We start from the raw sequence: 17,642 nt of genomic DNA, 5'->3' as shown, positions 1-17,642 counted from the left end.
ACAGTTGTGATGATTATTCTAAATTTAAAATTGTTGCAGGATTAATGGGTGTATCGTTGTAGCGTACTTCAAAGTGCAAATGCGTCCCAGTGCTCTTGCCCGTTGATCCCATTTTCGCAATTAAAGTACCTTTTTCAACGCGCGTACCTTCTTCGATAAGCAATTCACTGCAATGACCGTATACGGATTTATAACCATAACCGTGGTCAATAATGATGACATTGCCGAAATCGCCGTTATATCCAGAATAAGTAATGATACCAGTACCAGCGGCGCGAATAGCGGTTCCCTTATCATTGGCAATATCTAAGCCGTTGTGTTTGGCGGTTCGCTTTGTAATGGGATCTTTGCGGTAACCAAATTTTGAAGTAAAAATACCGGAAGCAGGCAAGAGATCAGGTCGGCAGTCCAAATAGACCAATTGAGTCTCCATCTGTTCAATTAAAGCATCATACGCATCCATTTTCGACTGAATGATGTTGGTAATTTCTTCATTTTCAATGAGGTTTTCAATATCCTCGAAAATCGTATCATCTGTTGTTCGCGTTTCCTGTGAAGTCAAGGTGAATGCTTCTCGATCATAGGATCGGCTTATGGGAATTTCAACATCAGAATGTGTTTCGCTATTAAACATAGAGACAAGTGTGTCAATGCGTGAATCTGCTTCTTCAATGGCTGCAAGACGGTTGTCGAGATAGGTGACAGAACTTTCGAGTGTTTCGCGAAGTGTTAATATCTCTTCAAGTCTAGCGTTATTAATTGATTCTAGTGAGTTCATCTTGTCTGTTTGATAAGTCATATCTGAAACGAGTTGTATATTTTCTGCGTCAAGTGTTGCTGCTTTAGATCTTGAAATCATAGAAGTCGTAATCAGTGCAATATTGATCACGAGCAATACCATGAGTACTAAAAAAACAAGTGCTAAGTTAATCGGTTTTTGCCGAATGGTTTGATCGGCATTTGGAATGACCATGATGGTCACTTTAAATTTTCTTAACAAAGCGCGTAGTCTTTGCATAGAACCTCCTAAAAAATGCGTGAATCTATACATAGTTTATCATAACCAATTGTTAAATTACAATTAAACTTTAAAATTTTGTTTACCTATATTTATTTATTTTGTACAATATACATTATAGGCAAATTAACAGAGACCGGAGGCACTGGAAATGGATGAGAAAATGGCACGCATTGAGGAGGATTTAAGAAGGGTATGTTACAAGATTAAGAAAAAGGGGCGAGAAATCCTCAGCGACTTTGATATAACGCCACCTCAATTTGAAGCATTACAGTTTCTCATCAACGATGAACGACTGACGATCAGTGAACTCAGTACGAATATGTTCCTCGCATGCAGTACCGTTACCGATCTGCTGGATCGCATGGAACGCAACGAACTGGTTAAACGTGTTAAAGACGATCAGGACAGGCGTATTGTGAGAATTATGGTATTGCCAAAAGGGCATGAGCTTTTAAATAAAGTAATCGAAACGAGAATAAGATATATTGAAGCAATGCTTTCAGACATTGATGAAGCAACACGTGAGAGCATCGAATCAAGTGTACGAATATTGAATGAACGCGTAGAAATCTAGTTCATTGGAGGACGGCTTGAAAATTATTAATGACCGCTATCGCATTGTCGATACAATTTATAAAGAAAATAATATGGTTGAGTATCTTGTAGAAGATCTCAAGAAAAATAAAATGGTAAAGCGGCTCAAAATTTTTGATACGGAAATGTCGAATTACGATTTTGTGAAACGCTTTGAAATGCACTTTATCGAAGTGGCAACCCTCTATCATGAGAATATTCTAAGCGCGTACGAATTTCAGACGATTCTGACGATCAACGGCAGTAAAGTCAATCGCAATCAATTCTTTTATACTTATGAACATTACGATTCGACGAAGATTGTCCACTATGAAGACCTGAACAAATCAGAAATCAATCAGGTACTTGTACAGCTCTGTAAAGCGGTCCGCTATCTCCACTATCGGGGGTTTATCTATAAATACTTGAATTTTGACGCCATGATTCTACTGCGAGATCATGGCAGGATAACCCTTAAAATAAGAGAATTTGCCAATAATTATGTCGATGATTATTTTTTCAAGCTCGGTTATGAACGCAGTAATCATTTTTTGGCGCCTGAAGTCGTCTGGGGAGAAGTGCCGGATGTAACCGCTGATATCTATGCGATGGGCAATATCTTTTACTATCTCTATTACAAAGTCGATTATAAATTAAAGTCAATCCAAAATATCATGAAATCGCCGCAGCTTACGGAAATCCATAAGTTTATTATTCGTGCAACGAGTCATATTAAAGATGAACGTCATCGCAGCATAGATGAATTTATTACAGCACTTTCAGAATTGATTCTCATCGACATTGACAATAACGATGAGCAATACTATGATCGACTTTACGACTTAACGCGCATTATCGGCAGAGACGGCGTTATCAGAGACATCAGTAAAGTGATTGAAGACAAACAAAAGAAAAATACGGCCATCAATGCGATCTTTGTCAGAGGCGATGTCGGTTCCGGTAAGACGCGCGTCTTGCAGGAAATACAGTTTAACTGCAAGATTCATAAAGTTAATCATATTTTTATCAGAAGACATCACGACCACTCACCATATCCCATTGTCAGGCAAATTGTAGCACATCTTTCGAAAATGGATGATATCTCTCCGATTCTCATCCAAAAATATGGTATGGAACTTGGTGCCGTATTGCCCGAATTGAAGGTTAAGTGGAATTTAAAAGACGAAGAGAGTGAGATGTCAATGCTCCGCGTCCTGAATCGTATTTACAATTTCTTTTTGGAATATACGATCAATCATTTTTTTGTGCTTATTATAGACGATGAAGATGCACTGTCAGGCACTGAACGGTATTTTTTTGATTTGTTGATTCATCAAAAAAATCAGGCAAACTACTGTATTCTTGCCTCTGATTACAATTCGGAAAAGGAGATGGGCTATAGTGATGAGTTTATTAAGATCATCAAATTATCGTCCTTAAACTTGGAAGAAACGGGCTATCTCGTTATGTCGACGCTGGGAATGAATCAAATTCCCTATAAACTAACACATCGGCTTATGCTTGAAACACAAGGCGTTCCAAGTATGACAAAAAGGATGATTAAAAAACTGTGGCAAGATGAAGTCATCTATTTTGATCCGATACTACTGCGGTGGGAACTCGACCGTGTTGACGACAGTTTTAAATTCCAGTATGAAGTCAGCCAATCAACTGAAATTGAGCGTGTTATGCAGGGATTGACAACCTCTCAGCTTAAATTATTGCAACAGCTTTCCATCCTAAAAGATTCGTTTAATATGAGTGTCATTCTTGAGTTTACAGGCATTTCAGAAGAAGAGGCGTATTATTTCATCTATTACATGGAAGAAGCCAAGATTATTACGAAGAAAATTTCCGATGTTGAGTATGTTTTCGCTATTAATGGCAACGATCTTAAAAAAGCGTTTTACGATATGCTTTCAACTGAAGAAATTAAGGCGTTATCACACAAAGCGGCAGAAATATACGAACTGAGGTTTATTAATGCCAATGATTTCAATGAAGCGCTGATTGATTATCTTATGGATTCGGATAATTTTGAAAAGGCAGCGCGTTACTGTGTGATTTTTTCTGATTATTATTTTGAAAAATCCAATGCACACAAGGCGCTTGATTTATTGGAATTAGCACTTAATATCTATGAGCGCCTAAAAGATGTACAGCAAATTGGCCGAACCACGAAACGTCTGGTTAAGCAGTATATTAAAGTTGGCAAGCTAGAACGCGCCATAGAATCCATCAGCAGTATTGAAACCAATCGCCTTATGGAAAATCCGAAGGATATTATCGATATCGGACTAGAACGTGCAACGATTGCCTATTATAAGAACGAAGTACAGCGCGGTATTGAAATTGTCGATGACATGATCGAAAAATCGAAAACGATTGGCTATGTGCACGGCGAATTTGAAGGTGTGCGCATTAAAGCAAGATGTTTGCGAAATAGTGGTGAACTCAATGCACATTTACAGTTAGTAAATGAATACCTCGACAAAAGCTATGAGAACAATCAAGTGCATTTTGAAGCCGTTTTTGAAAATGAAATGGGTGTTAATTATCTGTATAACAACGCATTTGATTCCAGCATCGACAGTTTTAACCGAAGTCTCGAACGTTACCAATCGCTGCAAGATGAAGAAAACGTCATTTCACTGCTCAACAACTTCGGCGTTATTTATCTCGATGGCTATGGCGATTACTATCTGGCGAGAGATTACTTTAGAAAGGCTTATAATCGTGCGAGCAACCGCAACTACTTTGTAGCAATTCCAACGTATTTGAATAATATTGGTGAAACGTATCGGATTGAAGGCCGGTATGTAACGGCCATTAAATATTTTGAAGAATCTTATCAAATGGCTGAAAATGTCGGTGATCGCAATATTATCGTATTGGCATTGCTCAACATGTGCCATGCTTATCTATTGAATGAAAACTATTCAAAGACGCATACGATCATTAATCGCCTCGAGCACGAAATTAATATTATCAAACGCAGGGATTACGATAAATTTGACTATTTTATGCTGCATTTTGAGTACTATCTCGCGATGAATGCCGTTATCAAAGTCGATAAATGGCGCTATGAGTTTGAAGCTGATGAGGTTTTAGACGATTTTAGGCAATATCGTCTTAAAATTATTGATTTGCGCCTTGAACACAAGAAAAATCATATTATATTCAACCAAAAACGCGTACCGTTTGAAGAAATTAAAAAGTTGAAAGATGAGACGCGTAATCCTTCAGAAGCAAAACTGCTTCGCGATTTTATCAATGATATGATGTTTGATCTTTTGGACGATCATGACTTTGTCGCGCTAGATCGCTTGATTTTAATTGATGACGATTTGAAAGCGCAGTATAATACAAAAGCCATACGCATGCGGAGAGATGTGATTGATGCATCGCTCTCAGATAATGCCATCGAACGCATTACCAACCTTATCGGCTTTTTTAAAGAGCATTCACAGGAAATGTTATGGCGTATTTACAAGGTTCTTGGTGATGAATACTTTTTTGAGGAAGATCTTTATCATGCGCTTCAATATTATCTGATGGCGTTGGACGTCCTCGCCGAACTGGCACAAGATATTATCCATGAATACCGAGAAACCTATATTCTGTATGACGACGTAAAAATGGCGCTTAAAACGCGCATTAATAAAATAGTCGAAGCGTTTATTCAGCAGCAAGATGCGGTTGAAATTGCAAATCTTTATGAAGAACGTATTGAAAGTGTTGATGATTTCTTTGATCTGAACCTTTACAGACTGTTGTATGACAACGAAGTCTTTACACGAGAAATGCTGGCGAACAATGCGATGGCACAGGAAAATCGCTTTAGTAATCCGACAGATCTCATACAAAATCTCGGTAAAGATGAACTCAATAACTTAAAGACAATCTTAAAATTCTTTGAGCAGATGACTTTTTCTGAATTGGCAGAAATGTATCTCTTTGATGAGCACGATAACATTTCAGAAATTATTGCCTCAAAGCCGAGAGAAGAACACTTTGACATTATGAAGCTGATCAATGCAATCGGCAGTGATTCAGAGGGAATTTACGTCAATAAAATTGATAATCGCACCAACGTTCAATTACTGACCGGTGATCAAAAGGGACTTATATGCTTTCCAATACACGAATCGGAAATTAAACTGTCGACCCCTGAAAAGCGAAAAGAAGATTTACTACTGGTGAAAAGACGCGTCGTCGGGTACGTTTTCATTGAAACAAAAAATGTGATTAATCATATAAACCAAAATTCTTTTAAACTGTGTAAATCGTTTATCAGCTTGATCTATCTCATGATTAATAATTATCACCTCAAGCGCGTTTCGACAATTGATAAACTCACGGGTGTCTTTTTGCGCAAGCATATTGAACAGGAATTTACCAAAGAACTAAATTTAGCCAGAATGCAGAATGCGCCTTTGTCTGTTATTATGCTCGATATTGATAAATTCAAAAGCGTCAATGATAATTACGGTCACCGGAAGGGTGATGAAATTCTGTCATCCATCGGTTCGCTTATAAAAAGTTCTATTCGTAAATCGGATTATGTCGGCCGTTATGGCGGCGAAGAGTTTGTCATTGTATTACCAGAAACGGATGCTGTCGACGGGTTTAATGTTGCAGAAAAAATAAGAATGTTGGTTGAGTCTAGAAAATTACTTGGCGAAGAAATGCCGCTTACCGTCAGTTTGGGTGTTTCGACTTTTCCGGTAGATGGTTCCAATGAAGAAGAACTCATTGAGAAAGCAGATCAATCGCTGTATTACTCGAAAAACAATGGTCGTAACCGCGCGACTTCATGGGATGAAAAACTCAACAAAGAGGGACATCGCTATGATAAATTAACGGGGATCTTGACGGGGAATATATCATCCGATACGCGTAATGTAAAGGCACTTCTCGATATTGTCAAGCAGTTGGAAGAAGAAGAAGAAAGAAGCAGCAAGATACTCAATACTTTTATGACGCTTGTCGATATTACAGAAGCGGACGAAATCAGCTTTGTCAAGTTTAGGGAAGACGGCGAAATCGGCGAGGCGCTCTTTAAGAAAAAAGGCCAAAATGAGTACAGTGAGAAACTAGAGCTGAGTCCTAGACTCATAGAAAAATATCGTCACTCAGAAAGCAGTGTTAGTTTTGTTGATTGGGATGAGATTGTTTCATATGATGAAGCAACCAATATTCCGAACTGGAAGTCTTATATTATTTTGGCATTTGACGAGCCAAATGCCAAGGGATTGCTGGCAATTTCAGTCAATATCAAAGACAAGGAATTTGATTTTGGCAATTTAAATTTTGTTGAATCCTTAAAGCCTGTTTTGAGACATATATTATTTTAGAAAATGTTGTTGGACAGGCAAAAAAATTGTTAGCGTATTGAATGTAGTAAATATGGGTATGAAAGACTAGACGACCATTTGGGCGTTTAGTCTTTTTAATGGCTTAAGAACATCGTGTGCAATGTTTATAAGAGAGTGTGCACACTGATGATGATCATTGTAATAGAAAGGGTTTTTATGATCTTAAATCAATTTTTACCAGTGTCAAAAGCCGATATGGCATTACTGGGCTGGGAGACGCTAGACTTTGTACTCATCTCAGCAGACGCTTATGTGGATCATCCTAGTTTTGGTCCAATTGTCATCGCGCGAACATTGCTGGATGCGGGTTATAAAGTAGGCATCATTGCACAGCCGGATTGGCGAGATGCTGCCAGTATAGAAGTGTTGGGCATGCCGAGGCTTGCCTTTCTCATTAGCGGCGGCAATATGGATTCGATGGTAAACCATTATTATGTTTCTAAAAAGCGAAGAAAACGCGACAGTTTTTCGCCAGGCGGTGTCATGGGGAAACGACCTGACCGCGCAACGATTGTTTACGCCAACCTTATTAGACAGCGCAGCAAGTCAGTGCCAATTATCATTGGCGGCATTGAAGCGTCTTTAAGACGGTTTGCACATTATGATTATTGGGAAGATCGGGTTAGAAAATCAATTTTGGTCGATTCCGGTGCAGATTTGCTCATCTACGGCATGGGCGAACACCAAATTGTTGAAATTGCAGATTTCTTGAATGCAGGGCTCGAAATACAGTACTTACAGCATGTTGATGGAACATGTTTTATGACGAACGCAATTGACATGTTTACAGATGCATTGATCTTGCCCTCATTTGAAGAAGTGTCTACCGATAAACGCAACTATGCAGCTGCTTTTAAAATACAGTATGACGAACAAGATCCAATTCGCGGTAAGCGGCTCATTCAACAGCATGGTGATCGCTATTTAATTCAAAACCAGCCAACGATGCCGTTAACACGTGAAGAACTTGACTGGACTTTTAACCTGGGTTATATGCGCGACTATCATCCGATGTATAAAGCAGCGGGTGGCATTCCTGCCATTCAGGAAGTAAAGATGAGCATCATTAGTGAACGGGGTTGTTTTGGCAGCTGCAGTTTCTGCGCGCTCGGATTTCATCAGGGGCGAATAATCACATCTCGTTCTCATGAATCCATTGAGAAGGAAGCAATTCAGATTACGGAAGATCCTGATTTTAAAGGGTATATACACGATGTCGGCGGGCCGACGGCCAACTTTAGAATACCGGCGTGCGAAAACCAGCTGAAGCACGGTGCTTGTAAACACCGACAGTGTTTATACCCTGAACCCTGTGAACATTTGAACATAGACCATACCGATTATGAAGCGCTTCTCGAAAAGCTTCGGGCAATTGCTAATGTCAAAAAAGTCTTTGTGAGGAGTGGCATTAGGTATGACTACTTGATGCATGATCAGTCTGATTCTTTTTTTTATACGCTTTGTGAGCATCATGTCAGCGGTCAGTTAAAAGTAGCGCCAGAGCATATTGATGAAATCGTTTTGGATTATATGGGCAAGCCAAGTGGCAAACTATATGGTGCTTTTGTGGAAAAATTTGAAAAAGTCAATACAGAATTGGGTAAAGAACAGTATATCATTCCGTATTTAATGAGTTCACATCCTGGAAGTACGCTAAAGTCAGCGATTAGGCTTGCGGAGTACTTGAGAGATATTCATTACACGCCTGAACAGGTACAGGATTTTTATCCGACACCTGGAACATTGAGTACCTGTATGTATTACACAGAATTAGATCCTAGAACGATGAAAAAAGTTTATATACCGAGAACACCGCGTGAAAAGGCGATGCAGCGGGCACTTCTGCAATTTAAGAATCCCAAAAACTATGATCTCGTCTATGAAGCGCTTATGATTGAAAATCGAAAAGATCTCATTGGTTATAATGGCAAAGCGCTTATTCACCCCAGAGAAAAGGGACAAGGGGATAAACAAAAGCACTCGACACACCAGAAACGCATATCACCTGTAAAGAAGACTAAAAAAAGACGCTGATTCGATACAATAATCCAAATAATGAAATTGCATCATTACCATGAGTTAATCCTTCACTAAAATATGTTGACTTTTCGTTCATGAAAATAAGATAGATTATCGCGTAAGGATTGAAATTGGAATGATTCAATTAACTCAAATAATTGGGATTTAGGAGGAAGCTTTCAGATGATAATGCTCGATGGAAAATCATTGACGATAGAACAGGTAAAACAAGTCGCACGAGATAACAGAACCGTTAAAATAGAGGATGCAAATATTACCGTAGTCTCGGAAACCCGTGATTACGTCGAACGACTCGTGGAGACGCAGCGGGTTGTCTATGGCATCACAACTGGGTTTGGTAAATTCTCTGATGTTGTTATTTCTGGAGAAGAGGCGATTGAATTGCAGAAAAATCTCATCATATCGCATGCATGCGGCGTCGGTGCACCGCTTGCCGAAGATGTCGTGCGCGCAATAATGCTGCTTCGCGTCAATAATTTAATCAAGGGTTATAGCGGTGTAAGGCCTGTCATTATCAATACACTGGTAAAAATGTTGAACAATGGTGTCCATCCTGTTATCCCTGAAAAAGGATCACTGGGTGCCAGCGGCGATTTAGCACCGCTTGCACATATGGTGCTGGTGATGATTGGTCTCGGTGAAGCGTTCTATAAAGGTAAGCGATTGCCTGGAGCTGAGGCGATGGATAAAGCAGGTATCGAAATTGTCTCCCTTCGCGAAAAAGAAGGCTTGGCACTGATTAACGGCACGCAGGTAATGACTGCGATTGGCTGTTTGAATTGTTATGATGCCAAGCAGCTCATGAAACATTTGGATATTGCTGCGGCGATGACAGTAGAAGCACTTAATGGTATTGTCGATGCCTTTGACGAGCGATTACATCGTGTCAGACCTCATCAAGGTCAGCTGGATACAGCCTCCAATATGAGACGACTGCTCTCTGACAGTCATTTGACGACAAATCAAGGTGAACTTCGCGTACAAGATGCTTATACGCTTCGATGTATTCCTCAGATCCATGGCGCCAGCAAAGATGCTATTGCATTTGTCGAATCAAAACTATGCGTTGAAATCAATGCCGTCACCGATAATCCTATTTTGTTTACCAAGGATGATGTGGTGTTCTCGGGCGGTAACTTTCATGGACAGCCAATGGCATTGCCATTTGACTATTTAGCGATTGCAGTTGCAGAGATGGCAAATGTTTCAGAAAGGCGTATCGAACGGCTTGTCAATCCGCAGCTCAGCGGTTTGCCGGCATTCCTAACACCAAACGGCGGGCTGCATTCTGGTTTTATGATCGCGCAGTATGCGGCAGCAGCACTCGTTTCAGAGAACAAATCAATTGCTCATCCGGCGAGTGTGGATTCTATTCCATCTTCTGCCAATCAGGAAGACCATGTCAGCATGGGTACAATTGCTGCACGACATGGCAGAGACATTATTGAGAATGCGACAAATGTCATTGGCATTGAATTATTGGCCGCAGCTCAGGCAATAGACTTTTCGAATCACGAAAGACTGGGAGTGGGAACGCGCATTGCCTACGATCGCTTGCGTGAGGACATTTCGAAAATTGATAAAGATCGCGTGATGCATATAGATTTTAACAAAATATATGATATAATTAAAACTAATGAAATAGTCATGCGCATTGAAGCAAAAATTGGTGCGCTAACCATGTAATGATTAGAAGGTGGCAAGTTGTTAAATCAGGAAAAATTAGATCGTATAAGCTTTTTAGCAAATAAGAAAAAGCGTGAAGGCCTTACTGCAGAAGAGACGCTTGAACAAAAGGCATTGAGAGAAGAATACTTAACGGCCTTTCGAAAGAGCTTTAGGAAACAATTGGACAATATAGAGATCGTTTATAAGGACTAGCTGTTTTAAACTAGCGAGAATGAATATCGGGGGGAATGGATATGGCTGATAAACAGTATATTGTGTTTAAGTTAAACGGTGAGAAATTTGCGGCAAACATTAATCAGATAGCATCCATCACGGAATTTGCATCCATCACCTCGTTGCCAAATGCACCAGCGTACGTCGAGGGTCTTCTTAATTTAAGAGGGGATATTATTCCGGTGATCAATCTGAAAAAGCGATTCAAAATGGCTTACGAAGGCATCGACAACCAAAGGATCTTAATTGCTCGTAAGGGCGATATCCAAATTGGTTTTCTCGTCGATGACGCGTCACAATCAATGACTGTTGGTGAAAAAAATATATTGCCGCCGCCAATGATTGCAATTCGAAAAGACAATAAATATATTTCAGAAGTTGCCGTCTATCAGGATGAACTTATAATCGTCGTTGATCTCGAGCGCGTTTTGACAGATGATGAAATTGATGAAATAATGGATTTATAGTGCTTATAGGTCTAATATACCAAAAAAGCTCATGCTGTATGATAGCGTGGGCTTTTATGTTATAATATCTTAAGTATCGTGAAGAGGTGGTCTTACGAAGAGCTATATCAATTATCAGGACTTGGATGAAATCATTCATAAAACTGTCAATTCCATAGAAGACGGTAAGAAAGAAATCTTTGAAATATCGGAAAAATCGAGAAGAGAGTTTTCGAATTATACCCAAGAACTACATAATATTAAAACAAAGCTGGCGCTCACGATTAACGAAGTTGACAAGTTGGAAATACGGTCAAAAATGGCGCGCAATATGATTGCCACCATCAGTTCGCACTTTGATGAATTCACGGAGAAGGATATTAAAGAAGCTTATGAGTTGGCGCAGAAAGTTCAAGTCGAGCTATCGCTTAAACGGAAAGAAGAAAAAGCGCTTAACGAACGCCGAAATGAGCTGGAACGATTATTGTCCAATACACAAGATGTCATCCACAAATCCGAAGCGCTGGAAACAAAAGTGAGTGTTGCACTTGAATACCTCACCAGCAGTATCAATGAACAGATTGGCGACCAAATCCTGAGAAAAGATGTCAATTATCGTATTATAGAGGCACAGGAAAATGAGAAGAAGCGTATTTCAAGAGATATGCACGATGGACCTGCACAGTATCTGGCAAATATCATTTATAAATCTGAATATTTGTCGAAAATCATAGAAACCTCCCCTTCGAAGGCGAGAAAGGAAATTGCAGAAATTCAAGAAGATATCCGTACGACACTTAAAGACATCAGACGCATTATTTATGACCTTATGCCGATGTCTTTAGATGACTTGGGATTGATACCGACGGTAAAACGTTTAATTACGGATATTGGTGACAATAATGATATCGAAATTGTAACGTTTATGGAGTCAAAAGAAGAAATTCTTGACAATATGGTCAATCTCATGATCTTTCGAATTGTACAAGAGAGCTTTACGAATATCCTCAAACATGCCAATGCGAAACACGTAAAATTTTCCCTCATCATTAATCATGAAATGATTGCATTAGAGATTGAAGATGATGGTATAGGATTTGATCTTCAGAGCGCTCTGGATTCAAGAAAGGGATTTGGGTTATATAATCTACGCGAACGCGTCGAACTTCTGAATGGCAATTTCAATATCATTACACGAGATCGAATGGGCACTAAAATAATCATACAAATTCCAAACAATAAAAGTGGAGGAAAGCATGGAGAAGGTTAAACTCGTCATTGCAGATGATCATGTACTCATCAGAGAAGGTATCAAGAAACTTTTAGAACTCGAAGACAGTCTGGAAATACTTGGATTGGCAAGTGACGGAAATGAAGCCATTGAGTTGGTGGAGACATTAAAGCCGGACGTTATCCTATTGGATATTAACATGCCGCATTTAAGCGGAATCGAAGCATTAAAGATTATTAAAAGTGAATATCCGGCGACGAAAGTGATCATGCTGACGATTCATGAAGATGCCGAATACCTTATTGAGACGGTTAATATTGGTGCTGAAGGTTATGTATTAAAGGACGCCGATGTTTCATCACTCGTCAAAGCTATATTGAAGGTAAATGGTGGTGATATCTATATTCATCCAACGCTGTCAGGCATTTTAATAAAAGAATATAAGAAAAAAGACCAGCAGCAAGAAGAAATTAATAATTCATCATTGACAAGAAGAGAATATGAGGTTATTAAACTGATTTCAAAAGGCTACAATAACAAAGAAATTGCAACGGAGCTCTTTATCAGCGAAAAAACGGTTAAAAATCACGTTTCAAATATTTTCAAAAAGATAAAAGTTACCGATCGTACCCAAGCGGCGCTTTATGCGATTAAGAATAACATATCTAAATTATAATGTGCTTTAACAACACTTATGATCAAACAGCGGCAGTCCAAAAGGACTGTCTTTTCTCATGTTGCAAGTCATGTCATATTACATTTTGTTTAATAATTTGTACGTCTATAAAAATTGTCGTACAATATGATTAACAAATAGCAGAAAGAGAGGGAACTGTATGGAACAGGATCAATTAAAGCATACGTTTAAAAATGCATGGGATACCATGGATGAACATGAAATAGAAAAATGTTTTGCATTTTCAGAAGACTATAAACAATTTTTGGATTTTTCAAAGACGGAACGAGAAAGTGTTCGAGAAATCGTAAGACTGGCAGAAGCTGCGGGCTACGAATCAATCGATCTGTTTATTGACGGCAAAAAAACACTGACAAAAGGTTCTCGGATTTATGCAATTAACAGAGACAAAGCTGTACTACTCTTTAACATCGGCGATAAGCCGATAAAAGCAGGCGTTCATATTGTCGGCGCACATATTGATGCACCGAGATTAGATCTCAAACCTTTTCCACTTTATGAAGATGCGGAGATGGCTTTCTTAAAAACACATTACTACGGCGGCATCAAAAAGTACCAGTGGACGACAACGCCGCTTGCAATTCATGGTGTCGTCTTTACAAAGGATGGGGAAAAACGCGATATCGTTATTGGTGAGTCTGATGAAGATCCTATTTTCGCAATAACAGACCTTTTGATTCACCTTGCAAAAGATCAGCAGACAAAAACGCTGGCTGAAGGTGTTCAAGGTGAAAAGCTCAATGTACTCATCGGCAATCGCGGTATTGGCGATAAAGATGCAAAAGATCGCATTAAGGCAAACATGTTGAAATTGCTAAATGAAAAATATGGCATCACAGAGCAAGATTTTATAACAGCTGAATTTGAAATTGTACCGGCGGGAAAAGCGCGTGACATGGGGCTTGACCGCAGCATGATTTCGGCTTATGCACATGATGACCGCGTTTGTTCCTACGCGGGTGTAGCAGCAATGCTGGCACTTGGTGAAGTTGAAACAACAGCGGTGGGCATGTTCATGGACAAAGAGGAAGTTGGCAGTCAAGGTAATACGGGTTCTGAATCACGCTATTTTGAAAATATCTTGGCCGAGCTCATCTTGTTGCAGGAAGGCCAGTATAATGACCTGTATCTCAGACGTGCGATTTCTAATTCAAAAGTGCTCTCTGGCGATGTCGGCGCGGCTTTTGATCCTAACTATGCAAGTGCATACGAAAAAAGCAATTCAGCCATGATGGGCAGGGGGGTTCAGCTTGCAAAATATACTGGCGCACGCGGTAAGTACAGCTGCAATGATGCCAATGCGGAATTCTTGAGTGAAGTGGCGCGTCTTTTCGATGATGCCAGCATCGTTTGGCAGATTGGTGAACTCGGCAAAGTCGATCAGGGCGGCGGCGGCACCATCGCTTACATTTTAGCCAATGCCAATGCGGAAGTCATTGACTGCGGTGTCCCGGTCATCAGTATGCATGCGCCTTATGAAGTTATTAGCAAAGCAGACCTTTATATGACTTACAAAGCCTATCATGCCTTTCTCAATCGTTAAAAGTTTATTCACATATCTAAATAGATATGTAGGTAGAAATGTTGTATAATATAAGTTAGATTAAGTAAACTAAGAGCATTTAAGATTAAATGCTCTTTTTTAGTATCACGGAAATAAAAGATCAAAATAAACGGGTATTGGGTAAGGAGGTTACAATGAATAAGAAGATTTTTATTGTCGATGATGATGAAAACATCAGGGAACTGATAAGCCTGTATTTAACAAAAGAGGGCTACGTTACAGAACTTTATGAAAGCGGCGAAAAAGGACTGGAGGCCTTTAAAGCCAATGCACCAGACCTCGTTCTACTGGACATTATGATGCCGGGTATAGATGGTTATGACACTTTAAAAGAAATTAGAAAAATCAGCACGGTTCCCGTTATTATGATTACGGCGAAAGATGAGACCTTTGACAAAGTACTGGGGCTGGAACTTGGCGCAGATGACTATATCGTAAAACCCTTTGAACCGAAAGAACTGACCGCTCGTGTTAAAGCTGTCATCAGAAGATATCAGACAACAGACAAACAAGAGATTGAAGGGGTTGTTTCTGTACCAAATCTAACGATTAACATGACAGATTACAATATCGTTTATCATGGTGAAACCATTGAATTACCGCCTAAGGAAATTGAACTGCTGAATTACTTAGTAACACATCCAAACCGCGTTTTCACGAGAGAACAGCTTTTAGATCATATCTGGGGCTATGATTTCTTTGGGGAAACGCGAACGGTTGACGTACACATTAAACGGTTGAGAGAAAAGTTGGATCAGCCTGAAAATGGTTGGGAAATAAAGACAGTCTGGGGCGTTGGCTATAAATTTAAATTGGACTAAAGAATGACTTGAGGCTGTGGCGGCTTTTTACTGACGATCACAGCCCAATTGATTGAGGAAACTATGAAAACAATTTTCCATAAATTTGCGTTTATTTACATCATGATATTTTTGATCTCTTTCATCTTTATTATTATTGGTGTGCGCAGTGTACTCGAGTATTATTTTATAAACAATGAATCGGAACTGATTGAAAAAAGGGCCGCTAATTTTGAGAAAGTCGTGAATGAGCAGTATTTTAATACCATTAGTCTCGACTTGCTTCAAGACCAGATTTTGATACTCGATGGCTACACAGGCGCCAATATTTGGCTGATTTCAGAAACGGGTGAACTTTATAAAACTTCCAATGATCTCGATGCCGATTCGATTTCCAGTATGCCGAATCTGATGGAAGACATCGTTACCGTTTTTAGCGGCGATACAACCCGAAGAGAAGTGATCTACGAAGGGGTCTATGAAGACCGTATACTAAGAGTAGGGTATCCTTTTCATCTTGGCAACAGCATTTATGCCATGTTCATTAATGTGCCAATGCCTGAAATAGAAGATACCATTTCAAAAGTGTCGGTTATCATTTTCTTCTCATTAGCGCTTTCCGGCTGTTTGGCAGTCGTGCTGATCTTTCTCATTACCCAGCGTATGGGCTATGAAATTAAAGTTATTAACGATGCGGCAAAATATATTTCAGAAGGTAATTTCGACAAGAAGATTATCATCAATCGAAAAGATGAATTAGGGGAGCTGGCGAACAGCTTTAATCTCATGGCAGATGAACTCAATCAGCAGGAAAATACAAAGCGCATGTTTATTTCAAGCCTGTCACATGATCTCAGAACGCCGTTAACGACAATCAAAGGCTATACGATTGGCATTTTGGACGGGACAATTGAGGCCGACAAGCAGGAACGCTACTTGAATATTGTTAAAAATGAAAGCGAGCGCCTGATTAAAATGATCAATGACCTGTTAGATTTATCAAAAATGGAAAGCGGTGCATTGATCCTCAATAAGACAGATTTCGATCTAAGCAATGTCATTTTAAATGTACTGGATAGTTTTGAACAGAAGATTATTAAAAAACGTATTAAATTGACCATTGAATTTTCAAAAGAAAAGGTACTGGCACACGGTGATCTTGCCTCTATTCAGCGCGTCGTCTATAACCTGTTGGACAATGCAACAAAATTTGTCGAGGAAGATGGCGCCATCAGCATTCGTACAGAGCTTAAAAATGATAAATACTATGTTGGAATCAGCAATACCGGTCGTGTTTTGGATGAGAAGGAACTCTCTGTGATCTGGGATCGATTTTCGAAGCTCGATAAATCGAGAGGACTTGAAAAGACTTCCTCGGGCCTAGGACTTTCCATCGTGAGGGAAATTATTAAAGCACATCATGAAACCATTGAAGTTTACAGCAATCAAGACATTGGTGTCGCCTTTATATTTACGGTATCAACACAAATTTTCAAATCGCTTTAAGTTTGTTCATAATTATTTCAAATTAATCCATTATCTTATACGTTAGGAGGTGTATAAAATTGTTGAAAATCAATCCAGAGAAGAACAGTTCAAAGCATAGACAGGCATTGGATCAACTTTTTTATGACATCATGGAAGAAAAGGTAAGCTGTGCCGTAAAAAAAGGTGAACACGTTATCAATACGTTTGATGTCGACGTCAGAGAAGATCGTACGAAATTCATGATTGAGGCAGAACTTCCGGGGTTCAAAATCGATAACATCACCATCATTTACGAAGACAGTTATCTCAGTATCATTGCACAAAAACATGAATGTGCAGATACAGAAGGGTTTGATTTTATTAGACGGGAAAGACGTTTCGGTATTTTCAGACGCAATTTTTTCGTCCAAGATGTAGACAAAGAGAATATCAGGGCGACGCTTAAAAATGGCGTGTTAAAAATCGAACTTCCCAAATTGTAACATACCCAAATGACAATCGA

The 17,642-nt window shown here is 39.4% G+C and carries 13 protein-coding genes; 12 read left to right on the top strand and 1 reads right to left on the bottom strand.

The window, feature by feature from the left end; translation table 11 throughout:
* Positions 1-13: 13 nt before the first annotated feature.
* Complete coding sequence (locus KHM83_RS11710; protein WP_213237209.1) at positions 14-1,018, bottom strand: M23 family metallopeptidase; 1,005 nt, start codon at positions 1,016-1,018, stop codon at positions 14-16.
* Between the two features lie 151 nt (positions 1,019-1,169).
* Between KHM83_RS11710 and KHM83_RS11705 the strand changes: the two genes are divergently transcribed.
* The 12 genes from KHM83_RS11705 to KHM83_RS11650 all read left to right on the top strand — a co-directional run bounded on the left by KHM83_RS11705 (position 1,170) and on the right by KHM83_RS11650 (position 17,622).
* Positions 1,170-1,595 (top strand): MarR family winged helix-turn-helix transcriptional regulator, encoded by a 426-nt coding sequence (locus KHM83_RS11705; protein ID WP_213237208.1) that lies wholly within the window; start codon positions 1,170-1,172, stop codon positions 1,593-1,595.
* A gap of 16 nt (positions 1,596-1,611) precedes the next feature.
* Positions 1,612-6,951, top strand: coding sequence for a diguanylate cyclase (locus tag KHM83_RS11700; RefSeq protein ID WP_213237207.1), 5,340 nt, complete (start codon positions 1,612-1,614; stop codon positions 6,949-6,951).
* A gap of 177 nt (positions 6,952-7,128) precedes the next feature.
* A complete protein-coding gene (locus KHM83_RS11695; RefSeq protein WP_213237206.1) occupies positions 7,129-9,006 on the top strand; it encodes a YgiQ family radical SAM protein in 1,878 nt (625 codons plus the stop codon).
* Positions 9,007-9,174: 168 nt separating this feature from the next.
* Complete coding sequence (gene hutH, locus KHM83_RS11690) at positions 9,175-10,698, top strand: histidine ammonia-lyase (RefSeq protein ID WP_213237205.1); 1,524 nt, start codon at positions 9,175-9,177, stop codon at positions 10,696-10,698.
* An 18-nt stretch (positions 10,699-10,716) separates the two neighbouring features.
* Positions 10,717-10,893 carry a DUF896 domain-containing protein gene (locus KHM83_RS11685; protein ID WP_213237204.1) on the top strand — a complete coding sequence of 59 codons (177 nt, stop codon included), beginning with the start codon at positions 10,717-10,719 and terminating at the stop codon, positions 10,891-10,893.
* A 41-nt stretch (positions 10,894-10,934) separates the two neighbouring features.
* A complete protein-coding gene (locus tag KHM83_RS11680; RefSeq protein ID WP_213237203.1) occupies positions 10,935-11,381 on the top strand; it encodes a chemotaxis protein CheW in 447 nt (148 codons plus the stop codon).
* 121 nt (positions 11,382-11,502) lie between these two features.
* Positions 11,503-12,630 carry a sensor histidine kinase gene (locus tag KHM83_RS11675; protein WP_213237202.1) on the top strand — a complete coding sequence of 376 codons (1,128 nt, stop codon included), beginning with the start codon at positions 11,503-11,505 and terminating at the stop codon, positions 12,628-12,630.
* Entirely contained in the window at positions 12,617-13,267 is a 651-nt protein-coding gene (locus KHM83_RS11670) for a response regulator (RefSeq protein WP_213237201.1), read from the top strand. Before KHM83_RS11675 ends, KHM83_RS11670 begins: the two co-directional genes overlap by 14 nt.
* Positions 13,268-13,427: 160 nt before the next feature.
* Positions 13,428-14,831, top strand: a complete 1,404-nt coding sequence (locus tag KHM83_RS11665; RefSeq protein WP_213237200.1) for an aminopeptidase — start codon at positions 13,428-13,430, stop codon at positions 14,829-14,831.
* A 155-nt stretch (positions 14,832-14,986) separates the two neighbouring features.
* Positions 14,987-15,673 (top strand): response regulator transcription factor, encoded by a 687-nt coding sequence (locus tag KHM83_RS11660; RefSeq protein ID WP_213237199.1) that lies wholly within the window; start codon positions 14,987-14,989, stop codon positions 15,671-15,673.
* Between the two features lie 63 nt (positions 15,674-15,736).
* Positions 15,737-17,158, top strand: coding sequence for a sensor histidine kinase (locus KHM83_RS11655; RefSeq protein ID WP_213237198.1), 1,422 nt, complete (start codon positions 15,737-15,739; stop codon positions 17,156-17,158).
* A gap of 59 nt (positions 17,159-17,217) precedes the next feature.
* Positions 17,218-17,622, top strand: coding sequence for an Hsp20/alpha crystallin family protein (locus KHM83_RS11650; RefSeq protein ID WP_213237197.1), 405 nt, complete (start codon positions 17,218-17,220; stop codon positions 17,620-17,622).
* Positions 17,623-17,642: the final 20 nt, after the last annotated feature.

Source organism: Fusibacter paucivorans (genome assembly GCF_018390735.1).
GTDB lineage: Bacteria > Bacillota > Clostridia > Peptostreptococcales > Acidaminobacteraceae > Fusibacter > Fusibacter paucivorans.
Note: the sequence above shows the minus strand (reverse complement) of the source record. Positions and strands in the feature narration are given on the sequence as shown.

What these genes read in the sequence shown, in the direction of transcription:
- KHM83_RS11710 (WP_213237209.1), bottom strand. Translation starts at nt 1,018, where the DNA reads ATGCAAAGACTACGCGCTTTGTTAAGAAAATTTAAAGTGACCATCATG.
- KHM83_RS11705 (WP_213237208.1), top strand. Translation starts at nt 1,170, where the DNA reads ATGGATGAGAAAATGGCACGCATTGAGGAGGATTTAAGAAGGGTATGT.
- KHM83_RS11695 (WP_213237206.1), top strand. Translation starts at nt 7,129, where the DNA reads ATGATCTTAAATCAATTTTTACCAGTGTCAAAAGCCGATATGGCATTA.
- hutH (WP_213237205.1), top strand. Translation starts at nt 9,175, where the DNA reads ATGATAATGCTCGATGGAAAATCATTGACGATAGAACAGGTAAAACAA.
- KHM83_RS11680 (WP_213237203.1), top strand. Translation starts at nt 10,935, where the DNA reads ATGGCTGATAAACAGTATATTGTGTTTAAGTTAAACGGTGAGAAATTT.
- KHM83_RS11670 (WP_213237201.1), top strand. Translation starts at nt 12,617, where the DNA reads ATGGAGAAGGTTAAACTCGTCATTGCAGATGATCATGTACTCATCAGA.
- KHM83_RS11665 (WP_213237200.1), top strand. Translation starts at nt 13,428, where the DNA reads ATGGAACAGGATCAATTAAAGCATACGTTTAAAAATGCATGGGATACC.
- KHM83_RS11660 (WP_213237199.1), top strand. Translation starts at nt 14,987, where the DNA reads ATGAATAAGAAGATTTTTATTGTCGATGATGATGAAAACATCAGGGAA.
- KHM83_RS11655 (WP_213237198.1), top strand. Translation starts at nt 15,737, where the DNA reads ATGAAAACAATTTTCCATAAATTTGCGTTTATTTACATCATGATATTT.